The sequence below is a fragment of the Dyadobacter ginsengisoli DSM 21015 genome, from assembly GCF_059568735.1.
Window position 1 is genome coordinate 1,606,708 of the sequence record NZ_JCANTY010000001.1, and the last position, 15,290, is coordinate 1,621,997.

At 50.4% G+C, this 15,290-nt stretch carries 11 protein-coding genes; 2 read left to right on the forward strand and 9 right to left on the reverse strand.

The window, feature by feature from the left end; genetic code table 11:
* Together BP71_RS06105 and BP71_RS06110 are read right to left on the reverse strand one after the other, a co-directional pair.
* Window positions 1-1,662, reverse strand: a complete 1,662-nt coding sequence (locus BP71_RS06105) for an ArnT family glycosyltransferase (RefSeq protein ID WP_496377661.1) — start codon at window positions 1,660-1,662, stop codon at window positions 1-3.
* A 7-nt stretch (window positions 1,663-1,669) separates the two neighbouring features.
* Window positions 1,670-2,644 carry a glycosyltransferase family 2 protein gene (locus tag BP71_RS06110; RefSeq protein ID WP_496377662.1) on the reverse strand — a complete coding sequence of 325 codons (975 nt, stop codon included), beginning with the start codon at window positions 2,642-2,644 and terminating at the stop codon, window positions 1,670-1,672.
* 463 nt (window positions 2,645-3,107) lie between these two features.
* On the opposite strand from BP71_RS06110, the gene BP71_RS06115 reads away from it, so the two are divergent.
* The gene (locus BP71_RS06115; RefSeq protein WP_496377663.1) at window positions 3,108-7,325 is read left to right on the forward strand and encodes a M4 family metallopeptidase; all 4,218 of its coding nucleotides are present in this window, start codon (window positions 3,108-3,110) and stop codon (window positions 7,323-7,325) included.
* A gap of 79 nt (window positions 7,326-7,404) precedes the next feature.
* Here the strand turns inward: BP71_RS06115 and BP71_RS06120 are convergent, their stop codons facing one another.
* The 4 genes from BP71_RS06120 to BP71_RS06135 all read right to left on the reverse strand — a co-directional run bounded on the left by BP71_RS06120 (window position 7,405) and on the right by BP71_RS06135 (window position 10,126).
* The gene (locus BP71_RS06120) at window positions 7,405-7,944 is read right to left on the reverse strand and encodes a hypothetical protein (protein WP_496377664.1); all 540 of its coding nucleotides are present in this window, start codon (window positions 7,942-7,944) and stop codon (window positions 7,405-7,407) included.
* A gap of 193 nt (window positions 7,945-8,137) precedes the next feature.
* Window positions 8,138-8,581 (reverse strand): hypothetical protein, encoded by a 444-nt coding sequence (locus BP71_RS06125; protein ID WP_496377665.1) that lies wholly within the window; start codon window positions 8,579-8,581, stop codon window positions 8,138-8,140.
* A gap of 103 nt (window positions 8,582-8,684) precedes the next feature.
* A complete protein-coding gene (locus BP71_RS06130) occupies window positions 8,685-9,305 on the reverse strand; it encodes an alpha-ketoglutarate-dependent dioxygenase AlkB family protein (RefSeq protein ID WP_496377666.1) in 621 nt (206 codons plus the stop codon).
* Window positions 9,306-9,370: 65 nt separating this feature from the next.
* Window positions 9,371-10,126, reverse strand: a complete 756-nt coding sequence (locus BP71_RS06135) for an MBL fold metallo-hydrolase (protein ID WP_496377667.1) — start codon at window positions 10,124-10,126, stop codon at window positions 9,371-9,373.
* A gap of 107 nt (window positions 10,127-10,233) precedes the next feature.
* Here BP71_RS06135 and BP71_RS06140 point away from each other — a divergent pair, with 107 nt between their 5' ends.
* Window positions 10,234-11,142, forward strand: a complete 909-nt coding sequence (locus BP71_RS06140; RefSeq protein ID WP_496377668.1) for a LysR family transcriptional regulator — start codon at window positions 10,234-10,236, stop codon at window positions 11,140-11,142.
* 11 nt (window positions 11,143-11,153) lie between these two features.
* On the opposite strand, the gene BP71_RS06145 is transcribed toward BP71_RS06140, so the two are convergent.
* The 3 genes from BP71_RS06145 to BP71_RS06155 all read right to left on the reverse strand — a co-directional run bounded on the left by BP71_RS06145 (window position 11,154) and on the right by BP71_RS06155 (window position 15,289).
* Window positions 11,154-11,738 carry an RNA polymerase sigma factor gene (locus BP71_RS06145; protein WP_496377669.1) on the reverse strand — a complete coding sequence of 195 codons (585 nt, stop codon included), beginning with the start codon at window positions 11,736-11,738 and terminating at the stop codon, window positions 11,154-11,156.
* Between the two features lie 210 nt (window positions 11,739-11,948).
* Window positions 11,949-14,369, reverse strand: coding sequence for a TonB-dependent siderophore receptor (locus BP71_RS06150; protein ID WP_496377670.1), 2,421 nt, complete (start codon window positions 14,367-14,369; stop codon window positions 11,949-11,951).
* 113 nt (window positions 14,370-14,482) lie between these two features.
* Window positions 14,483-15,289, reverse strand: coding sequence for a LytR/AlgR family response regulator transcription factor (locus BP71_RS06155; RefSeq protein ID WP_496377671.1), 807 nt, complete (start codon window positions 15,287-15,289; stop codon window positions 14,483-14,485).
* Window position 15,290 lies beyond the last annotated feature (1 nt).

The window sequence follows — 15,290 nt, forward strand, 5'->3', positions numbered from 1 at the left end:
TCAATCTTTCTTTAAGTGCACGAGCGCAATGTTCTTACACGCTTTCAATCGTGTGACCGGGTTAATAAATCCGGCTTTGAGTTTGGTGGTGTCGAAATCCAGGTAGGTGTACGATTCCTTTACTTGTAATCTATGCTCGTCTTTCAGGTTATTGATCTCATCCACCGGTCCCACGATCCAGAAGTCGGTTTCACGGGCTAACGCCGCTGTATCCACGTCGCGATAGAAAAATTCGGAATAGTAATTCAATGTGGGGCTTTCCCATTGCAGGATGTAGACATTATTTTCAGCGATACCCATTTGCCGGATTTTCGCAGCGATGTACTGCCCGGCCTGGTACCGTTGTATTTCGTAGTAAAAACTGCCGTTCATCAACACATTGACCAGCAGCGAGGCGCTTAACGAAATGCCTATGAGCCGGTTCGGCCAGCCAGGCGTCGCGCGCCATTCATAAACCACCAGATACAATGCCGGTATGATCAGCAAAACAAGGGCATAAGCTCTGACGGGGAACAAATACAGGTTAATAAAAAGCCCTACCAGGATCATCACGACCGAGACGAACTTTTGCATGCCTGTGAGCACATTACTTTCCCGCCCAGTTACCTTCTCCAACTCACCAGCGATAAGGATCGCGAAGAAGGGGAACAGGATATTCAGATAATGCGGAAGGCGGAAATTGGACGAGGTAAGAATGCAAAACATGACCACTATCGTGGTCCAGGTCAGGATTTCACCATTTTTTTCAGGCGAAAAGCCCTTTCGGATCAAATGAACACCGCGCCGGAAAACAGCCCAGTATCCCAACAGACACCATGGTAGTAAGGCCCAGAGTAAAGAATGGAAAAACAGGAACGGATCGCTCCCCCCTGAACTTCCCCAGTTGACCCCGTTCAGCCGCTCGGTATTTTGAAAAAAAAGGATGAAGGCAACGCCCGAAATATGGCTCATTCCCCGGATGGTTTTCTCGGGGTGGAGGTCAAACTGAAGATAATAGCAATAAAGTACCGGGCTGATCATCACAAAAAACAGCGGAATTGCCCAAAGCCATCTTAGAGAAAAAATAAACCGCCAGTTACGTGAATAAAGCAGTTGTGAACCCACAGCTATCACAGGCACCGCAGCACCCGACATGCCTTTCGTGGCGAAGGATAGCGCAAGTACTGCAGCCCCGGCAATGAGCATCACCGGCCGCATCGTAACAGTATATTCATAGAGCAACCAGGTAGCAGTGATGATGAACGATAGTAGTAAAGCATCCATCCTCACATCGTTGTGAGCCAGGATGTAGGCCTGGCTGGAAACCAGGATCAATACCGCATTTAAGCCGGTCTCCCGGCTATAAAGCCGTCCGGCAAGGCGGAATGTAGCGTAAATACCGGGAATCGCCAGCAGCAGGCTCGGAAGCTTGTAGGACAATGTTCCCACCCCGAGCAGAGTATCTCCCAACGCCGATAACCAGAAAAGCATGTGTGGTTTATCGAGATAGTCGCGTCCCCGGTCGATCAGGCTCACATAATCGTCCGTCATGTACATGTGCATGCCTATGAGCGCGTGATGCGCGCTGTCATTGTCAAAAAGAGGGATCAGCAGCCCGAGGAGGTAAATCGCAAAAATGAGTCCGGCGTAGATGCACCGGATATAAATGGGATGGTTTTGCATGATGAAATTAAGATCTCACAGGTTCGTCGGTCACCGTATGCTGCCTGAAAGCATGCCCGTTGCGGGTCTGTGCATGGCCAAATATTTCGCGAATGATATAGGGCGTTTTTCCGGCGCCTTCGTAATAAGCCCGCATTTGTACTTCTGCCATTAACCCCATCAGTATCACCATCACTCCTGCGATTACCAATGCAAGGCCGGCAAGCGTCGCCGTTGTACCTGTGAAAAGCCGGAACAGCTGCCATACGAGTAGCATTGAGCCCGCTGAAAGGAAGGTTCCGCCCAGCGCGCCAAACAAATGCATCGGCTTTTTCATCCAGCGCTGCAGATACACCACCAGCAGTAAATCCCCTAACACCTTCGAGGTTCTCCCCAGGCCGTACTTCGATTTACCAAAAAGACGCTTGTGATGGCGTACCGGCAACTCCGTCATTCGTGCGCCGGTCAGATCACCCAGTACTGGAATAAAGCGGTGCAACTCTCCGTACAATCCGAGCCGGCCGGCAACTTCCCTTCTGAAAACTTTAAGCGTGCAGCCGTAGTCACGCAAGTGTACGCCCGTGAGGTTCCTGATCATGGCATTCGCAATGCGGCTCGGCAACTTCCTGAACAGCCAGCCGTCGAGCCGGTTCGCCCTGTAGCCGGCCACAATATCCCATTCCTCCTTCCTGGCGTGTGCGAGCATCAAAGGGATATCCTGCGGGTCGTTCTGAAGATCACCGTCGAGGGTGGCTATAAAATCGCCCGAAGCCAGGGCGATACCTGCGGCCATTGCGCTTGTCTGACCAAAATTGCGGGTCATGTTTACGATTCTGAGCCGGTCATCCACCGCGTGCCGCAGCATGTTTACCGTCTCGTCTGTCGAGCCGTCATCTACGGCTATTACCTCGTAGTCATAACCCTTCATGGCCTGCCGCACGGCTTTCAGCAGGTGCAGCACATTATCCTGCTCGTTGTAGAGTGGAATAACTACGGAAATCATTCTCCTTCCGTATTCTGATTCATTCGGGGATAAATGGTCTGGCGGAGTCGAAATCGCATACATGGAGTTATCAGTATCAATTTTACCGGCAACAATGCAAAGCCGTCGGTTGGTTTGCGCATTTCACAGACCTAACAATTTGATAACAAATACATTGCTAACAGCGACCACACTTCTTGATTTAACTACATCGCGGAAACATTACGGTAAATTTCTATTATACATAGCTCCTGTTCGATAGTCGGATAGAAATTATCTGAGCGCATGTATTTATCGAGAGTTACAGACTGCAGTATGATGTCTTTTTTGATTTGAAATACCTCATAACAAGAAGCCGCAGTACCACTCAATAAGAAATTGACAGTCAATACACTATCGCCTGATCAATTTCATGGAAGAGTTTTTCCCAACCAAAATATTCTCTATATTCGACACCATTCACCTCGCTATTTCTACAAACCTTATGAAACATCGTCTACTATTCATTTCCCTATTGCTGTACGCTCACACCTCCTACCCGCAGGCAGCGGTAAAGGGAGAAATTGAAGCCTTTGCAGCCAGTACAGGTGCTTTGCCCACCATCGACCCCGCCACACGCTCGCTCAGCTTCCTGCGCTTTCCAGGGCAAAAGGCGCTGCTGATCTCCGGCGGCGACGTTCAGCAGAAATCCATGAACTTTATCGCCCAACATAAAGGCTTGTTCGGCATCCGGTCGGGTCAGGACGAGTTCCGGTTCCGTGGTCAGAAAACAGATCATTATGGCCTGGACAACGTAACCCTCCAGCAAACGTATAAGGGAGTCCCGGTATATGACGGACTTATGCGGTTTCATTACAATAAAAACAAAGCACTGACATCGCTCAACGGGAATTTCATTTCCGAAATCAAGGTGAGCGTTGTGCCGGCGATCGCTCAGCACGAAGCAGAATCCCTGGCGCTGGGGTTTGTAAAGTCCCAGAAATTGGGCACGAAGATCGCCGCACCGCTGAAAGTCAACAAGAGCACGCTTTACATCTTTCAAAAGGGCCTGGCGCAAGGTTACAATGGAACAAAGGCCCTGGTGTATGAAGTCGAGGTACGCAACGACGTCGATGTGCGGGAATTCCTTTATGTCGATGCGCATGACGGACAGCTAGTCGAGCAGTTTACCGGTATACACCAGCTTAACCGATTGCTTTATGAAGGGTCTATTGCCGAAGGAAACCTCAAATGGAGCGAGGGAAACGCGCTTCCTGGCGAACTCGACGTATGGCAGCAGTCGGAAGTCGAATCCGCCGGTTTCATCTACAACCTCATGAAGAATGCGTTCGGCCATGCATCTTATAATGGCGGTGAAGCCACGATGATTACCGTCAACAACAATCCAGACATCAATTGTCCCAATGCAAACTGGAACGGTATAAGCGCCAATTATTGTACCGACATTGCCACCGACGACGTGGTTGCGCACGAATGGGCCCATGCCTACACCGAATACACCAGCGAACTGATTTACCAATGGCAGTCAGGGGCGCTTAATGAATCCTATTCGGATATATGGGGTGAGACGGTGGATCAGCTCAACGGCTATATGGACCAAGGCGAATCCAACGCATTGAGAACCGGTTGCGGAAGTTCTCAACGCTGGCAAATGGGAGAAAAAATTGTGGCCGCGGGCGTCCAAAGCCGGGATATGTGGGACCCTACCTGTTTTGGTCAACCCGGCAAAGTCTCCGATCCGCAGTACTGGTGCGCATCCACCGATGAAGGAGGCGTTCATATCAACAGCGGTGTCCTCAACCATGCCTATGCATTGCTGGTCGACGGAGGAACCTACAATGGCCAGACCATCAACGGGATCGGTCTTACCAAGGCTGCCCACATATTCTGGCATGCTCAATCGTCCTACATGACCGCAACGACCGATTTCGCAGCCCAGGCCGACATTTTGGAGGCTGCGGCAAATGACCTGATCGACGCCACCCTGACCGCATTATCGACAGCACCTGCGCCCGCAGGCAACTCCGCCGAGACGATTTCCGCGGCAGATCTAGCCGAGCTCGCCAAGGTGATCGCGGCCGTCGAACTTCGCAGTGCAAACAATTGCGCCTTTACCACCCTTCTGAAACCTGTACCAGCTCTGTGCCAGGGCGCCAGCGCCGGAGTTGCCCTCTATTTTGAAAGCTTCGAAACCGGCTTGGGAGGATTTACAACTTCGTTTGAGACCGCCTCCGCAACCTGGGTTAACCGCCAGTGGCAACAGGTAGCCGCGCCGGGCGGACGTCCGGGGCAGGTCGCTTTCGGTATTGACTTTCAGGGTGGCAATTGCACCTCATCCATCCAGGCCGGGATCATCAGAATGGAAAGCCCTGTTATCGGCATTCCGGCAGGTACCGCGGGGAATCTCAATATGGCGTTCGATCACTTTGTCGCGATGGAAGATACCTGGGATGGGGGCAATATCAAATACCGCATTAATGGAGGAACCTGGACCTTACTGCCGGCCACCGCATTTACCGCCAACGGATATAACAATTTCCTCAAACCCGCCGCCGCCGAAAACATCAACCCCATGGAGTCGCAGCCGGCCTTTACGGGAACGGATGCCGGTTCACTAACCGGATCCTGGGGCCAAAGCCAGATAAATCTGACCTCGCTGGGACTCGACGCCGGAGAAAATATCCAGTTCCGTTTTGAGGTCGGCACCGACGGCTGCGGCGGTATAGACGGCTGGTATATCGACGATATCCGAGTTTACTCCTGTGCCGTGACGCCCGCTGTGCATTTTGTAGCAGCAAGTGCAACCGTCAATGAGGGCCAGGCCGTTACAGCCGGAGCTTCAAGTTGTCTCAAATACATTGACAAACTGGTAACCCTGCAGATCGACAAGGCTCCTACCCAGCCCGTTATTGTGACATTCAATACGCCGGGAGGGTCTGCCAAAATGGGCGCCACTGCGGACTACACGATTTCCCCTGCATCGGTGACGCTCTCTTCCGGAGCACTGACACAAAATGTTATTGTCCGTGTGTACAACGACGCCTATCTGGAGGGCGCCGAAACCATTGATCTGTCTTATGAAATCAACGCCAATGGTGGTGACGGATACAAGGCGACCAATTTGCAGAATTTCCAGCTTACGATAGTCGACGACGACCTCGAACCAGGCAATTACACGGAAGAATTACTTAATTCGAACTTCAATAACGGGGTTGAGGGGTGGACGATCATCAATGGCGGTAACAGCTATCACACGTGGGAGCTGGTACAATATATAGACGCCGCCCTCGATGCCCAGGGATCACCCTTCTTGTTTATGAATGGAACCGTAGCAAGCACCTATCAGATCGATGAAATCCTGGTATCGCCCGCCATTAACACCGCTGGGAAAAAGAACCTCGTGCTGACCTTCTCCCAGGATTGGTCGCCCCGGCCGGGGAGTTTTCCGGAAACAGGTACTGTGGAAGTATGGGACGGAGCGGCATGGCAGATATTGCTGACGCAAAACGAAGCTACCGGTTTTCTGGGCGACATGCTTGCATTCACGCCCAACATCCAGAACCTGAGCATCCCGGATCAGTATGCAAACGTCAACATGAAGATACGTTTCCGGTATATTTCCAACTCGGAATACTGGTGGGCCATCGACAATGTCAAGGTCACCGCCACAAATTCGACACAGATCATGTCGACGGTGAATACCGGCAGCGCAGCCCAGCAATACCTCGGGCCTAATGAAACTGCGGCTTTCTATGACCCCGCGACCGGAAACCTCATGGCCAAGATCAAGAACCTGAGCTCACATGATTACGGCTGCACTACTGTGGAACTGGACCGATCCGGCAATAACGGAACATCCTGGCTGGGCGGCTATCAGGTCACCAACAAGACGTTCAAGGTGACACCGACGAACAACAACCCTGCCGGCCAATATGAAATTACGTTGTATTACAAAGCCACGGAGGTATCCGGCTTTCCTGTCGCTTCTATCCAGTCTATGGGCAAGAGCACGGACAACATTGCCACCGGAGACGCCGCGACGACTTCGCTGGTGGACGTAGAGATGAGCCCGGCATTCAACGGAGACTATGCGTTCACTGCGACATTCAATACCGGATTTTCGGGCTTTGGCCTGTCTAATGCGCCTCCCGGGGCTGCATTACCTGTAACATTGGTAAATTTTGAGGGAAAATATACCGCAGAAGGTAACGTACTGCAATGGGCGACCAGTTCCGAAGTGAATAACGCTTACTTTGTGGTCCAGGAGAGCTCCAATGGCCGAAATTTTACCGAATCCGGACGGATCGAAGGAATAGGAAATGCCTCCGTCCTCAACCATTACAGCTTCACGGATGCGGATTTCAACAAGGGCATTACCTATTATCGACTGAAACAAGTGGATACCGACGGCAAGTTTGCATATAGCAGGATCATTGCCATCGATGCGCCCGCAGCGGGAAATATCCGGTTCTACCCCAACCCTGTGCAATCCGTGCTCAACATCGACCTGCCAACCCTGCAAGGCGCATGGGTCAATGCAAGGGTAGTCAATGCCTCGGGCCAGGTCGTGATCATCAGGGAGAAAGTGGCTGTACAGAACGGCAAACTTAGTCTCCAGCTCGGAAAGCTACCGTCAGGCATTTATCAGGTTCTGATATCCAATGATAAAGTGAATTACCAACTGTCCGTGTTCAAGCCTTAGAGAGAGACCGGGCCGGGTGTGAAGAAAAAGGGTCTGCGCGAAAATCGTTCAGACCCTTTCCTATTTCTCCGTTTACGGCCTAATAGACATCATCGACAACCTTGACCAGCCAATCCGCGACATCCTCCGCATGGGAATCCGTGTTATGAATGACCACATTGCCGGTCTGCCTGAGCAGTTTCAAACGATAGGTCTTTGTAGCAGCATCGAAATGGTAACTGTAAAATCTCGTTAGCCCGAGGTCTGCGCCGCCATTGACAGGTTTTGAAAATGCTGCATCGCTTATCTGCTTTGCTTTGGTAGCAAACTTATCCAAATCAGCCGCTCCGATCTGTTGACCTGATACAATTGTCTGGGAAAGATTGGCTTCAAGCTGCCCGGACGAGAGCATAGCTGTCGCTTCGGCCGCGATCCACTTGGCAGGCTTGTCATAAGTAAGGATGCGCCCGTCCTTATCGATCAGAAAGCCCTTAAACTGATTACCCCACGCCTGGTTGGCATAATTCACTTCAAAATAGACCTGCTGCTCATTGGGTACTGGGACATCGTCGGAACATGCCGAAAACAGCACGCCTACCAGTATTGCGCGAACTCCTGAAATAAATGGGGACGTTTTCATGACTCAACCGGCTTGTTCATTTAAAGTTATACTTTTTTTATTAAAGTGCTTCATTGACCGTCCCGGCCTGAAATGCAGTCATTATTTCATCCGCGCTCCGCCGGTCTAACCTGAGAAACGGACATGAAAAAAGGCTGAATAAATCCAGCCTAACTTCAAGGTATCCTGCAAAAATAATAAGGAAATACAAGACCTATTTGACGGCCACATACTTGCCGGAGCACGCCTCGATGCAGCCATAGCTGAGCGTAAGCTTGTCCGAAGCAGTGTTGGAGTAATACCAGATATGCGACTTCTCGCTTTTGTTGATCGGTATCATTTCGATCCGCTGCTCATCGAGGATCTTGTAAGCGTCAAACAATGGCACGGACGAAGTTCCCTCCCCTTTTGTTTCTATAAACTTCCCGTCCGCTTTAAATTCGATGGTATGTGCCATAGGATCTTTCACAACCTGCCATTGTCCGCTGCCGTCGCCCGGATCGGCCAGGTATTCGGTCATTTTCCATTTACCTTCCAGTCCTTCATTTTGCGTGCGGGCCAGTTTATCATCTTTTTCCATCGGATCTGTGCTGCTATCCTGGCAGGCGAATGCTGCCCACAGCAGCATGAATGATACAAGTAAGCGGGTTGTTTTCATGGGCTAAAATAGGAATTGGTTACAAATGTTGAGACGCAATTCCCGGGCTAACCGTTGGAAAGGGCCTTAAATTTTGTAACCAATTTTATCAGAAATACACACATCAGATTGCGTCTTTCTTACCGATCGTGCGGAAGGTCAGGTTTACCCTCGGCCCATGCTGTGTTTTCGACTTGGGCACGCGATGTTCCCACGTATGCTGCAAGTCGCCTTTCATAATCAGCAGCGACCCATTTTCCAGGGTTAGTCCATACTTTCGGTTATGATCCGCCCGGCAGCGGAATTCAAACCGGCGCTCCTGCCCGAGGCTCACCGATGCGATCACCGGATTTTGACCGAGCTCATGCTCGTTGTCGCCGTGCCACGCCACCGAATCATTGCCATTGCTGTAGTAATTCAGCAGGACGCTGTTAAATGTGAAGCCGGTTCTTTCTTCTATCCCTCTTTTAAGATCGCTCAACTCTGGTGTCCATGCAAAGGGTTCAAACCGGGTACCTGAAAACGTATATGCCTTATCGGTATCACCGAACCAGGCCATCAGCCGGGGCGCCAGCACATCCTTGCCGTACATGCGCATCGATTGCTCCCGCCAAGGCACTTCATCGATCCATTGTTTCATGAGCATCCCGCTTTCCGGCACTGACACAAAACCGGGATAATATTCCAATAAGTTTTCAGGAAAAAGCAGGCATTCCTTCGGATCAAAAAGACTTAGTTGTTGCATGTAGATTGTCGCGAAGTTGTTTTATTCGACAAACAACAAACCAGAACAAAAAAGTCGGACAAAAATCAATAAGCATTCATTTCCGCCTGCAATGACACCCTGCCGCCTGGCTCTACCCATTGTACTTGCACGTGCTGGTGGTCAGCTTCGGCGTTCAACGCCTCTTCCATTGCCTCATGCTGATGGTACATGCCATCCTTGTGGAAACCATAATGAATGGGAACCAGCACTTTTGCATTCAGCAACCGCGTCGCGGTAATGGCCTGAACCGGCGTCAGCGTGATGGGTACAGGGCTAGGCGTAATCCGTGGAATGGTTACCACGGCACCATTTACCGGCAGAAACACCGCATCGAACTGCCCCCAGGTTTTCCCGAGCTGCCAGAACTGGTTATGCCACATCGTATCACCACCGTGCAGGATGCGCCGCCCACCCGCTTCGATGACCCAGGACACCTGTTTATCACCGACTCCGTCCATCGCAAACACCGGAGTGATCGTAAAAGCCCCGGCCTGGTAAGATTCGCCCAGCGCCAGCCCGTGCGGGTCGAGACCGTCATCGGAAAGATCCTCTACGATCTCGTCCGAGCTGATGAACGTGCCACCCGGTTTTAAAACAGCCTTGATCAGTTCCTTTTCGTAGTGATCCGAATGCAGATGTGTGATGAGTATCAAGTCAGCCGCAGTATCCGATGCGAACGTAAAAGGATCAGCAGGACCTATCGAAGCGCCTCGCTGGTAATTCTGCACGGCGTCTACCAGCAATACCTGGCCGTTGAATTCCACTTTCAGGCCCGCCCAGGATAATCTTTGAACTTTCATGTGCTTTTGTTTTTAGTACATGACAAAAGTAAGTGACTAATAAATATGAGTAAAATGATTTGTTTTTATGATTTACATGAGCAATATTCATGGTAAAATCATTCCATATGCTTACACTTCAGCATTTATACATCATCGAAAAAGTGATTTCGGAAGGATCGGTAACCCGAGCCGCCGAAAAACTGAACCTGACACAATCTGCCCTCAGCCACCAGATCAGGGACCTCGAAGCTTCAAGCGGACTTAAGTTGTTCAACAGGATCGGGAAAAAACTGGTATTGAGCGAAGCCGGCCAGCGGATCGTGACCAGCTCGGAAAAAGTATTGCCTGTGATTCGTGAATTAGAGGCGGAACTGAAAGAGATGCGGCATGGAAGAAAGCAAACTATCCGGATCAGCACCGAATGCTACACCTGCTATCACTGGCTTCCCCGGCTCCTGACGGATTTCCATCAGGAATTTCCGGATATCGATATCCAGATCGTTGCCGAAGCGACCAGGAAACCCATGGAATTCCTGGAATCAGGAAAGCTCGAACTCGCCATTGTAAACGGGATGGCCGGGAATGCTAACTTACATTATGAACCGCTTTTCGAAGACCGGCTCATCGTCCTGCTGGCAGATACGCATCCATTGGCCATTAGAAATACGCCTCTCGAGTTTCAGGATATCCATTCCGAAACCCTCATTGCGTTTCAGACGGGCAGGAGCGGCAATCTGCTCAGCAACGAACTGATGGACAGCCTGTCTCCTCAGAAAGTCATTCATATACCCATTACCGAAGCCATCGTTGAAATGGTTCGGTTCGGAATGGGAATTACCGTCATGGCTGAATGGGCTGCCCGCCAGTATCTGGGAACGAAAGGACTCGCCATCCTTCCGTTCCGCTCGCATACAGGCGTACGCCATTGGTATGCCTGTACGCACAGGGAACGCAGCGATTCGCTGAACAGCCTGGTGAGCAAGATCCAGCTTGCACTTTCAGGAAAACAAGACCCTGTGATGGCAGAAGCCTGAGCAGTAATTGCTCAGGGGAGCTCGTATTGCGATATACCATTCTCTTTTAGTTTTTTCATGAGCAGGTTTCTGCCACGGAGCAATTGTGAGCGCGAAGTGCTATCGGAAATCGATAAAGTTTTGGCGATCTCGACATGCGAATAGCCATCGATGAGGTGCAGGTTGACGATCTTTCGGTAGCCGTCCGGCAACTGTCCGATCACGTCGTTGATGACTCCAATACTGATCTGATCAATGATCCCTTCATAATCCCGCGATTCAAATTCACCGGGGGTAAAGTCCATCGAGTAGTTGCGTACCTCCTTTTTAGTAGTGCGGTTGTAATAGTTGATCGCCGTCCTGATCACCACGGAACGCATCCAAGACTCCACCGATTCGAGATTCTTGATATCGTGAATATGCCTGAAAATCTTGATAAAGGACTCCTGGTAAATATCCTCTGCCTCGGCTTTCGTTTTCGCAAAACGTGAGCAGGTATTGATGAGCTCACTTCGAAAACGGTTGTAAAAAAGGGTTTGCGCCTTTGGATCGTTGTTCTGGCAGGCTTTGACCAGGTCGGTCAGCGTGCGGTAGTGTTTGGTAGCAGAAGACTTCATGCAGTGAGGAATGGTAATTGGTTATGGGTTTGATGGCTAACAGAACACCCACTTTGTCCGGGGCATTCTGGTAGTTTATACTGCAATGCCTTTTACCTTATCACTTGCCGGCTATTTTTTTTGAAAATATCCGCCCCCCATGCAAAAAGCCGGAAACCAGGCTCTGACCTCCGGTTTCCGGCTTTTCAAACAGAGTAACGGGGTTACTCTTTAAAATTTATAGGCAACACTCAATGTCGAGTTTCTTGGCTTCTGTGGGTTCACCGACCAGTAACCGATATAGTATTCCTTGTCGGTCAGATTATTGACGTTGAGAGAAATTCTGAAATGATTACTATTATAGGAAATACTCGCGTTCAGCAAGGTGTAGCTGGGCAGGAAAAATTCTCCGGTTTTGCTGTTATCGATTACTTTGTATTCCCCGGCGTAATTTCCTCCTAAGCCGAAACCAATGTTTTTCAGCGCTCCCCTGCCGATGCGGTAAGTTGCCCAGAAATTGACCAGATCCTGAGGGCCCTGCCCACCGGGTGCGCGACCTGGTTCACTGTAAAAATCTTCCTTGTCACCCGAAATTACCTTCGTACTGTTGTGGCTGTAACCTGCGATGAGGTTCAGGCCGCTGACCGGACTTGCTACCAGGTCGATCTCAAAACCTTTGCTGCCTACCTTTCCGCCCTGCGTGAAATCACGGATGTTCGCGGGATTAGGCATTACGCGATCGGAAACTTTAATATCGTAGATTGACAGGGTAGCTGAAAGTTTATCCGAGAGCAGGTTGGTTTTGATCCCGTACTCCCATTGGTCGGCATGTTCGGGCCTGAACGTCTTGACACGCGGATTGGTACCGTCCACATCGGTGATCTGTCGCGGTGCCACATTAATAAACGCGTTCATATAGTTGGCAAAGAGCGACACCTTATCGAGTACCGGCTGATAAACAATCCCGAATTTCGGGGACAGTGCCCATTGGTCATAGTCGTCTTCCGCTGTACTTCTTTCTCCTTTGGAATCAAAATAATCCGCACGCAAACTGATCATCGCACTCAGTTTCGGGGTGATGTTCAGCACATTAGAAGCATAGGCACCGAACGAGCTGTTGGTGATGTTGCTCGCGCTCCCTTCCAGGCCCGCGAGCAGGTTGTCCACGGATGCCTGGGTCATGTATACCGGCGCCAGTGTGTCGCCTGAGTAAGGGTCGACGTAGTTCACATCGCCCTGCGGTGTGACATTTCGTGCGGAAGCCCAGCCAGAGCCGTTGTCAATAACGTTTCTTCTGAAATAATCCACTCCGACAAGCAGCCGGTTTCTCATATTGCCGATTTTGAAATCGCCATTGAAATTCTGCTGAATATCCGTGGTATAGGTAGTCTGCTGCTCCTTGTGAAAATACTGGCTGAACCAGTTGTCACCGGACACGTCATCCCAGATGTAAGTATAAATACCGTTAGATCGCACCGTCCCTCTCGAAAAAACCGTTTGCGAAGTCCATTGATCCGACAGTTTGTACACCATTTGGCCCTGCAAATTGAAACGCGGGTTTTTGATTGTAAGGTCGTTGGAGGTAAATGAAAGGCGCGGATTGAGGTTCAGTTCGCCCAGATTTTTAAAATCCAAAGGGCTCAACCGGTCGGAATGGAAGAACACCGGTGCTACCGCGCGTTCTTCTTCCAGGATTTCGGCCAGAAAATGAAAGGAAAGCCTGTCATTCGCATCATACACCAGCGAAGGCGCGATGAAAAATGATTTTTTGAAACCGGCATCCTGAAAGCTGTTCTCAGAATGATATGCCGTGTTCACGCGCAATGCAATTTTCTCTGTTTTGCTCAGCGGCGTATTGATATCGGCAGTAACGCGATTCAGCCCAAAGCTACCCGCATTATAGCCAATCTCGCCGCCAAATTCATGGTAGGGCTTTTTGGTAATGGTGTTGATCATCCCACCATAGCTATAAAAAGCGCCGCCAAAAAGCGTGCTGGACGGCCCTTTGATCACCTGGATCTCCTCCACGTTGGCAGGATCGAGATTTCCGCTCGTAATGCCCGGCAAGCCATTATAGAGCGTCGGCTGCGCGTCGAAACCCCGTAACGCGAAATAGGAGGCCCCATCTCCTGCCCTACCCGTCGACTCCCAGGTGCGCGAAATGCCCGGTACATTGCGCAGTGCGTCATCATAATTGGTAATGCCCTGCTGTTTCATGATTTCCGACGAAACCGTATTGTATACCTGCGGGTTTTCGAGCTTTTTCAGCGGGATTTTTGCGACGATCATATTCTCCTTGTTGAGATTTCGCGCCGAAACAATCACTTCCTGCAACTGTGCCGCATTCTCCTTCAGGACAAACGCTGCCGTCGCCGTTGCACCTGAAACGACTTCCACTGTTTGCTCCTGGCGTTCGAGGCCAACAAAGGACGCGATAAGCCTATGCAAGCCTGGCTGGATGTTTTTAATCTGAAAATTCCCGTTTTTATCGCTCAAAGCCCCCTTGGCGGTGCCCTTGATGTTGACGGTTACGAATTCGGCTGGCTGTCCGTCGGAAGTCTGTACGGACCCGCTGATTGCCCCGGTCTGTGCCACGGCTACCCGCGCCGATAAATGCAAGAATAATGTGAGTAGAAATAATTTTTTTGTCATAACGCACGAATGGATTTCGCGCAAAAGTATTATTTAAACTAAATCTAAACAATAAAAATCAAACAGAAAAAAATGGCAGGACGGGCCAACCAGGGCAATGAAGTAGTTCAACATTATTTCAGCTTACCGGAATTGACATAGAAATCTGACAGCAGCGCCAGAAATTCATCCTTTCGACGGCGTGAAACCTCGATCTCCGTATTGTCGCTCATCCAGACCTGCCCGCCATCTCCTTTGACATATCTTTTGATGTGCTCGAGATTGACGATATTGGATTGATGGACGCGGAAGAAGTAGTAATTATCCAGGATTTCTTCATATTCTTTCAGGAGGCGTGAGACCACGATCGCCGGGCCTTTCACGAGATGAAATTTAGTATAGGAACCGAGCGACTCGCATTGAACGATATCCGTCATCTGTACAAAATGAATTCCCTCCGCAGTAGGCAGTGCAATGCGTTGGTTATCATTCCTTTTCCGTTCGACGAGACGGGGCATTCTGCCCGGGTCGAGCTGTTCCTGCAAAATCTGCAACTGTTCGGGATTAACGCTGCCCGCCTTGGTCTTGAATTTCCCCACCGCCGCCTGCAACTCGTCGGGGTCGATCGGTTTGAGCAGGTAATCGATGGCGCTAAACCGAAAAGCACGGATCGCATATTCCTGATAGGCAGTCGTAAATATCACCCCAAAGTCTACCTTCCCGAAACCGGAAAGCATATCGAAACCGGTCTTTCCAGGCATCTGTATGTCGAGGAAAATAAGGTTGGGGCGTTCTTTCCGGATCAGTTCAATGCCTGTGTCGGCATTCCTCGCCTCTCCGCAAATTGCAACCTCCGGGCTTACGATCCTGATCAGGTTGGCTAATGCTTCCCGCGCATTTGTTTCATCATCGATGATGACGGCTCTCAGTGACTGGTTCATT

Coding starts and splice junctions, on each gene's coding strand:
- BP71_RS06105 (WP_496377661.1), bottom strand. CDS start 1,662: ATGCAAAACCATCCCATTTATATCCGGTGCATCTACGCCGGACTCATT.
- BP71_RS06110 (WP_496377662.1), bottom strand. CDS start 2,644: ATGATTTCCGTAGTTATTCCACTCTACAACGAGCAGGATAATGTGCTG.
- BP71_RS06115 (WP_496377663.1), top strand. CDS start 3,108: ATGAAACATCGTCTACTATTCATTTCCCTATTGCTGTACGCTCACACC.
- BP71_RS06120 (WP_496377664.1), bottom strand. CDS start 7,944: ATGAAAACGTCCCCATTTATTTCAGGAGTTCGCGCAATACTGGTAGGC.
- BP71_RS06125 (WP_496377665.1), bottom strand. CDS start 8,581: ATGAAAACAACCCGCTTACTTGTATCATTCATGCTGCTGTGGGCAGCA.
- BP71_RS06130 (WP_496377666.1), bottom strand. CDS start 9,305: ATGCAACAACTAAGTCTTTTTGATCCGAAGGAATGCCTGCTTTTTCCT.
- BP71_RS06135 (WP_496377667.1), bottom strand. CDS start 10,126: ATGAAAGTTCAAAGATTATCCTGGGCGGGCCTGAAAGTGGAATTCAAC.
- BP71_RS06140 (WP_496377668.1), top strand. CDS start 10,234: ATGCTTACACTTCAGCATTTATACATCATCGAAAAAGTGATTTCGGAA.
- BP71_RS06145 (WP_496377669.1), bottom strand. CDS start 11,738: ATGAAGTCTTCTGCTACCAAACACTACCGCACGCTGACCGACCTGGTC.
- BP71_RS06150 (WP_496377670.1), bottom strand. CDS start 14,369: ATGACAAAAAAATTATTTCTACTCACATTATTCTTGCATTTATCGGCG.
- BP71_RS06155 (WP_496377671.1), bottom strand. CDS start 15,289: ATGAACCAGTCACTGAGAGCCGTCATCATCGATGATGAAACAAATGCG.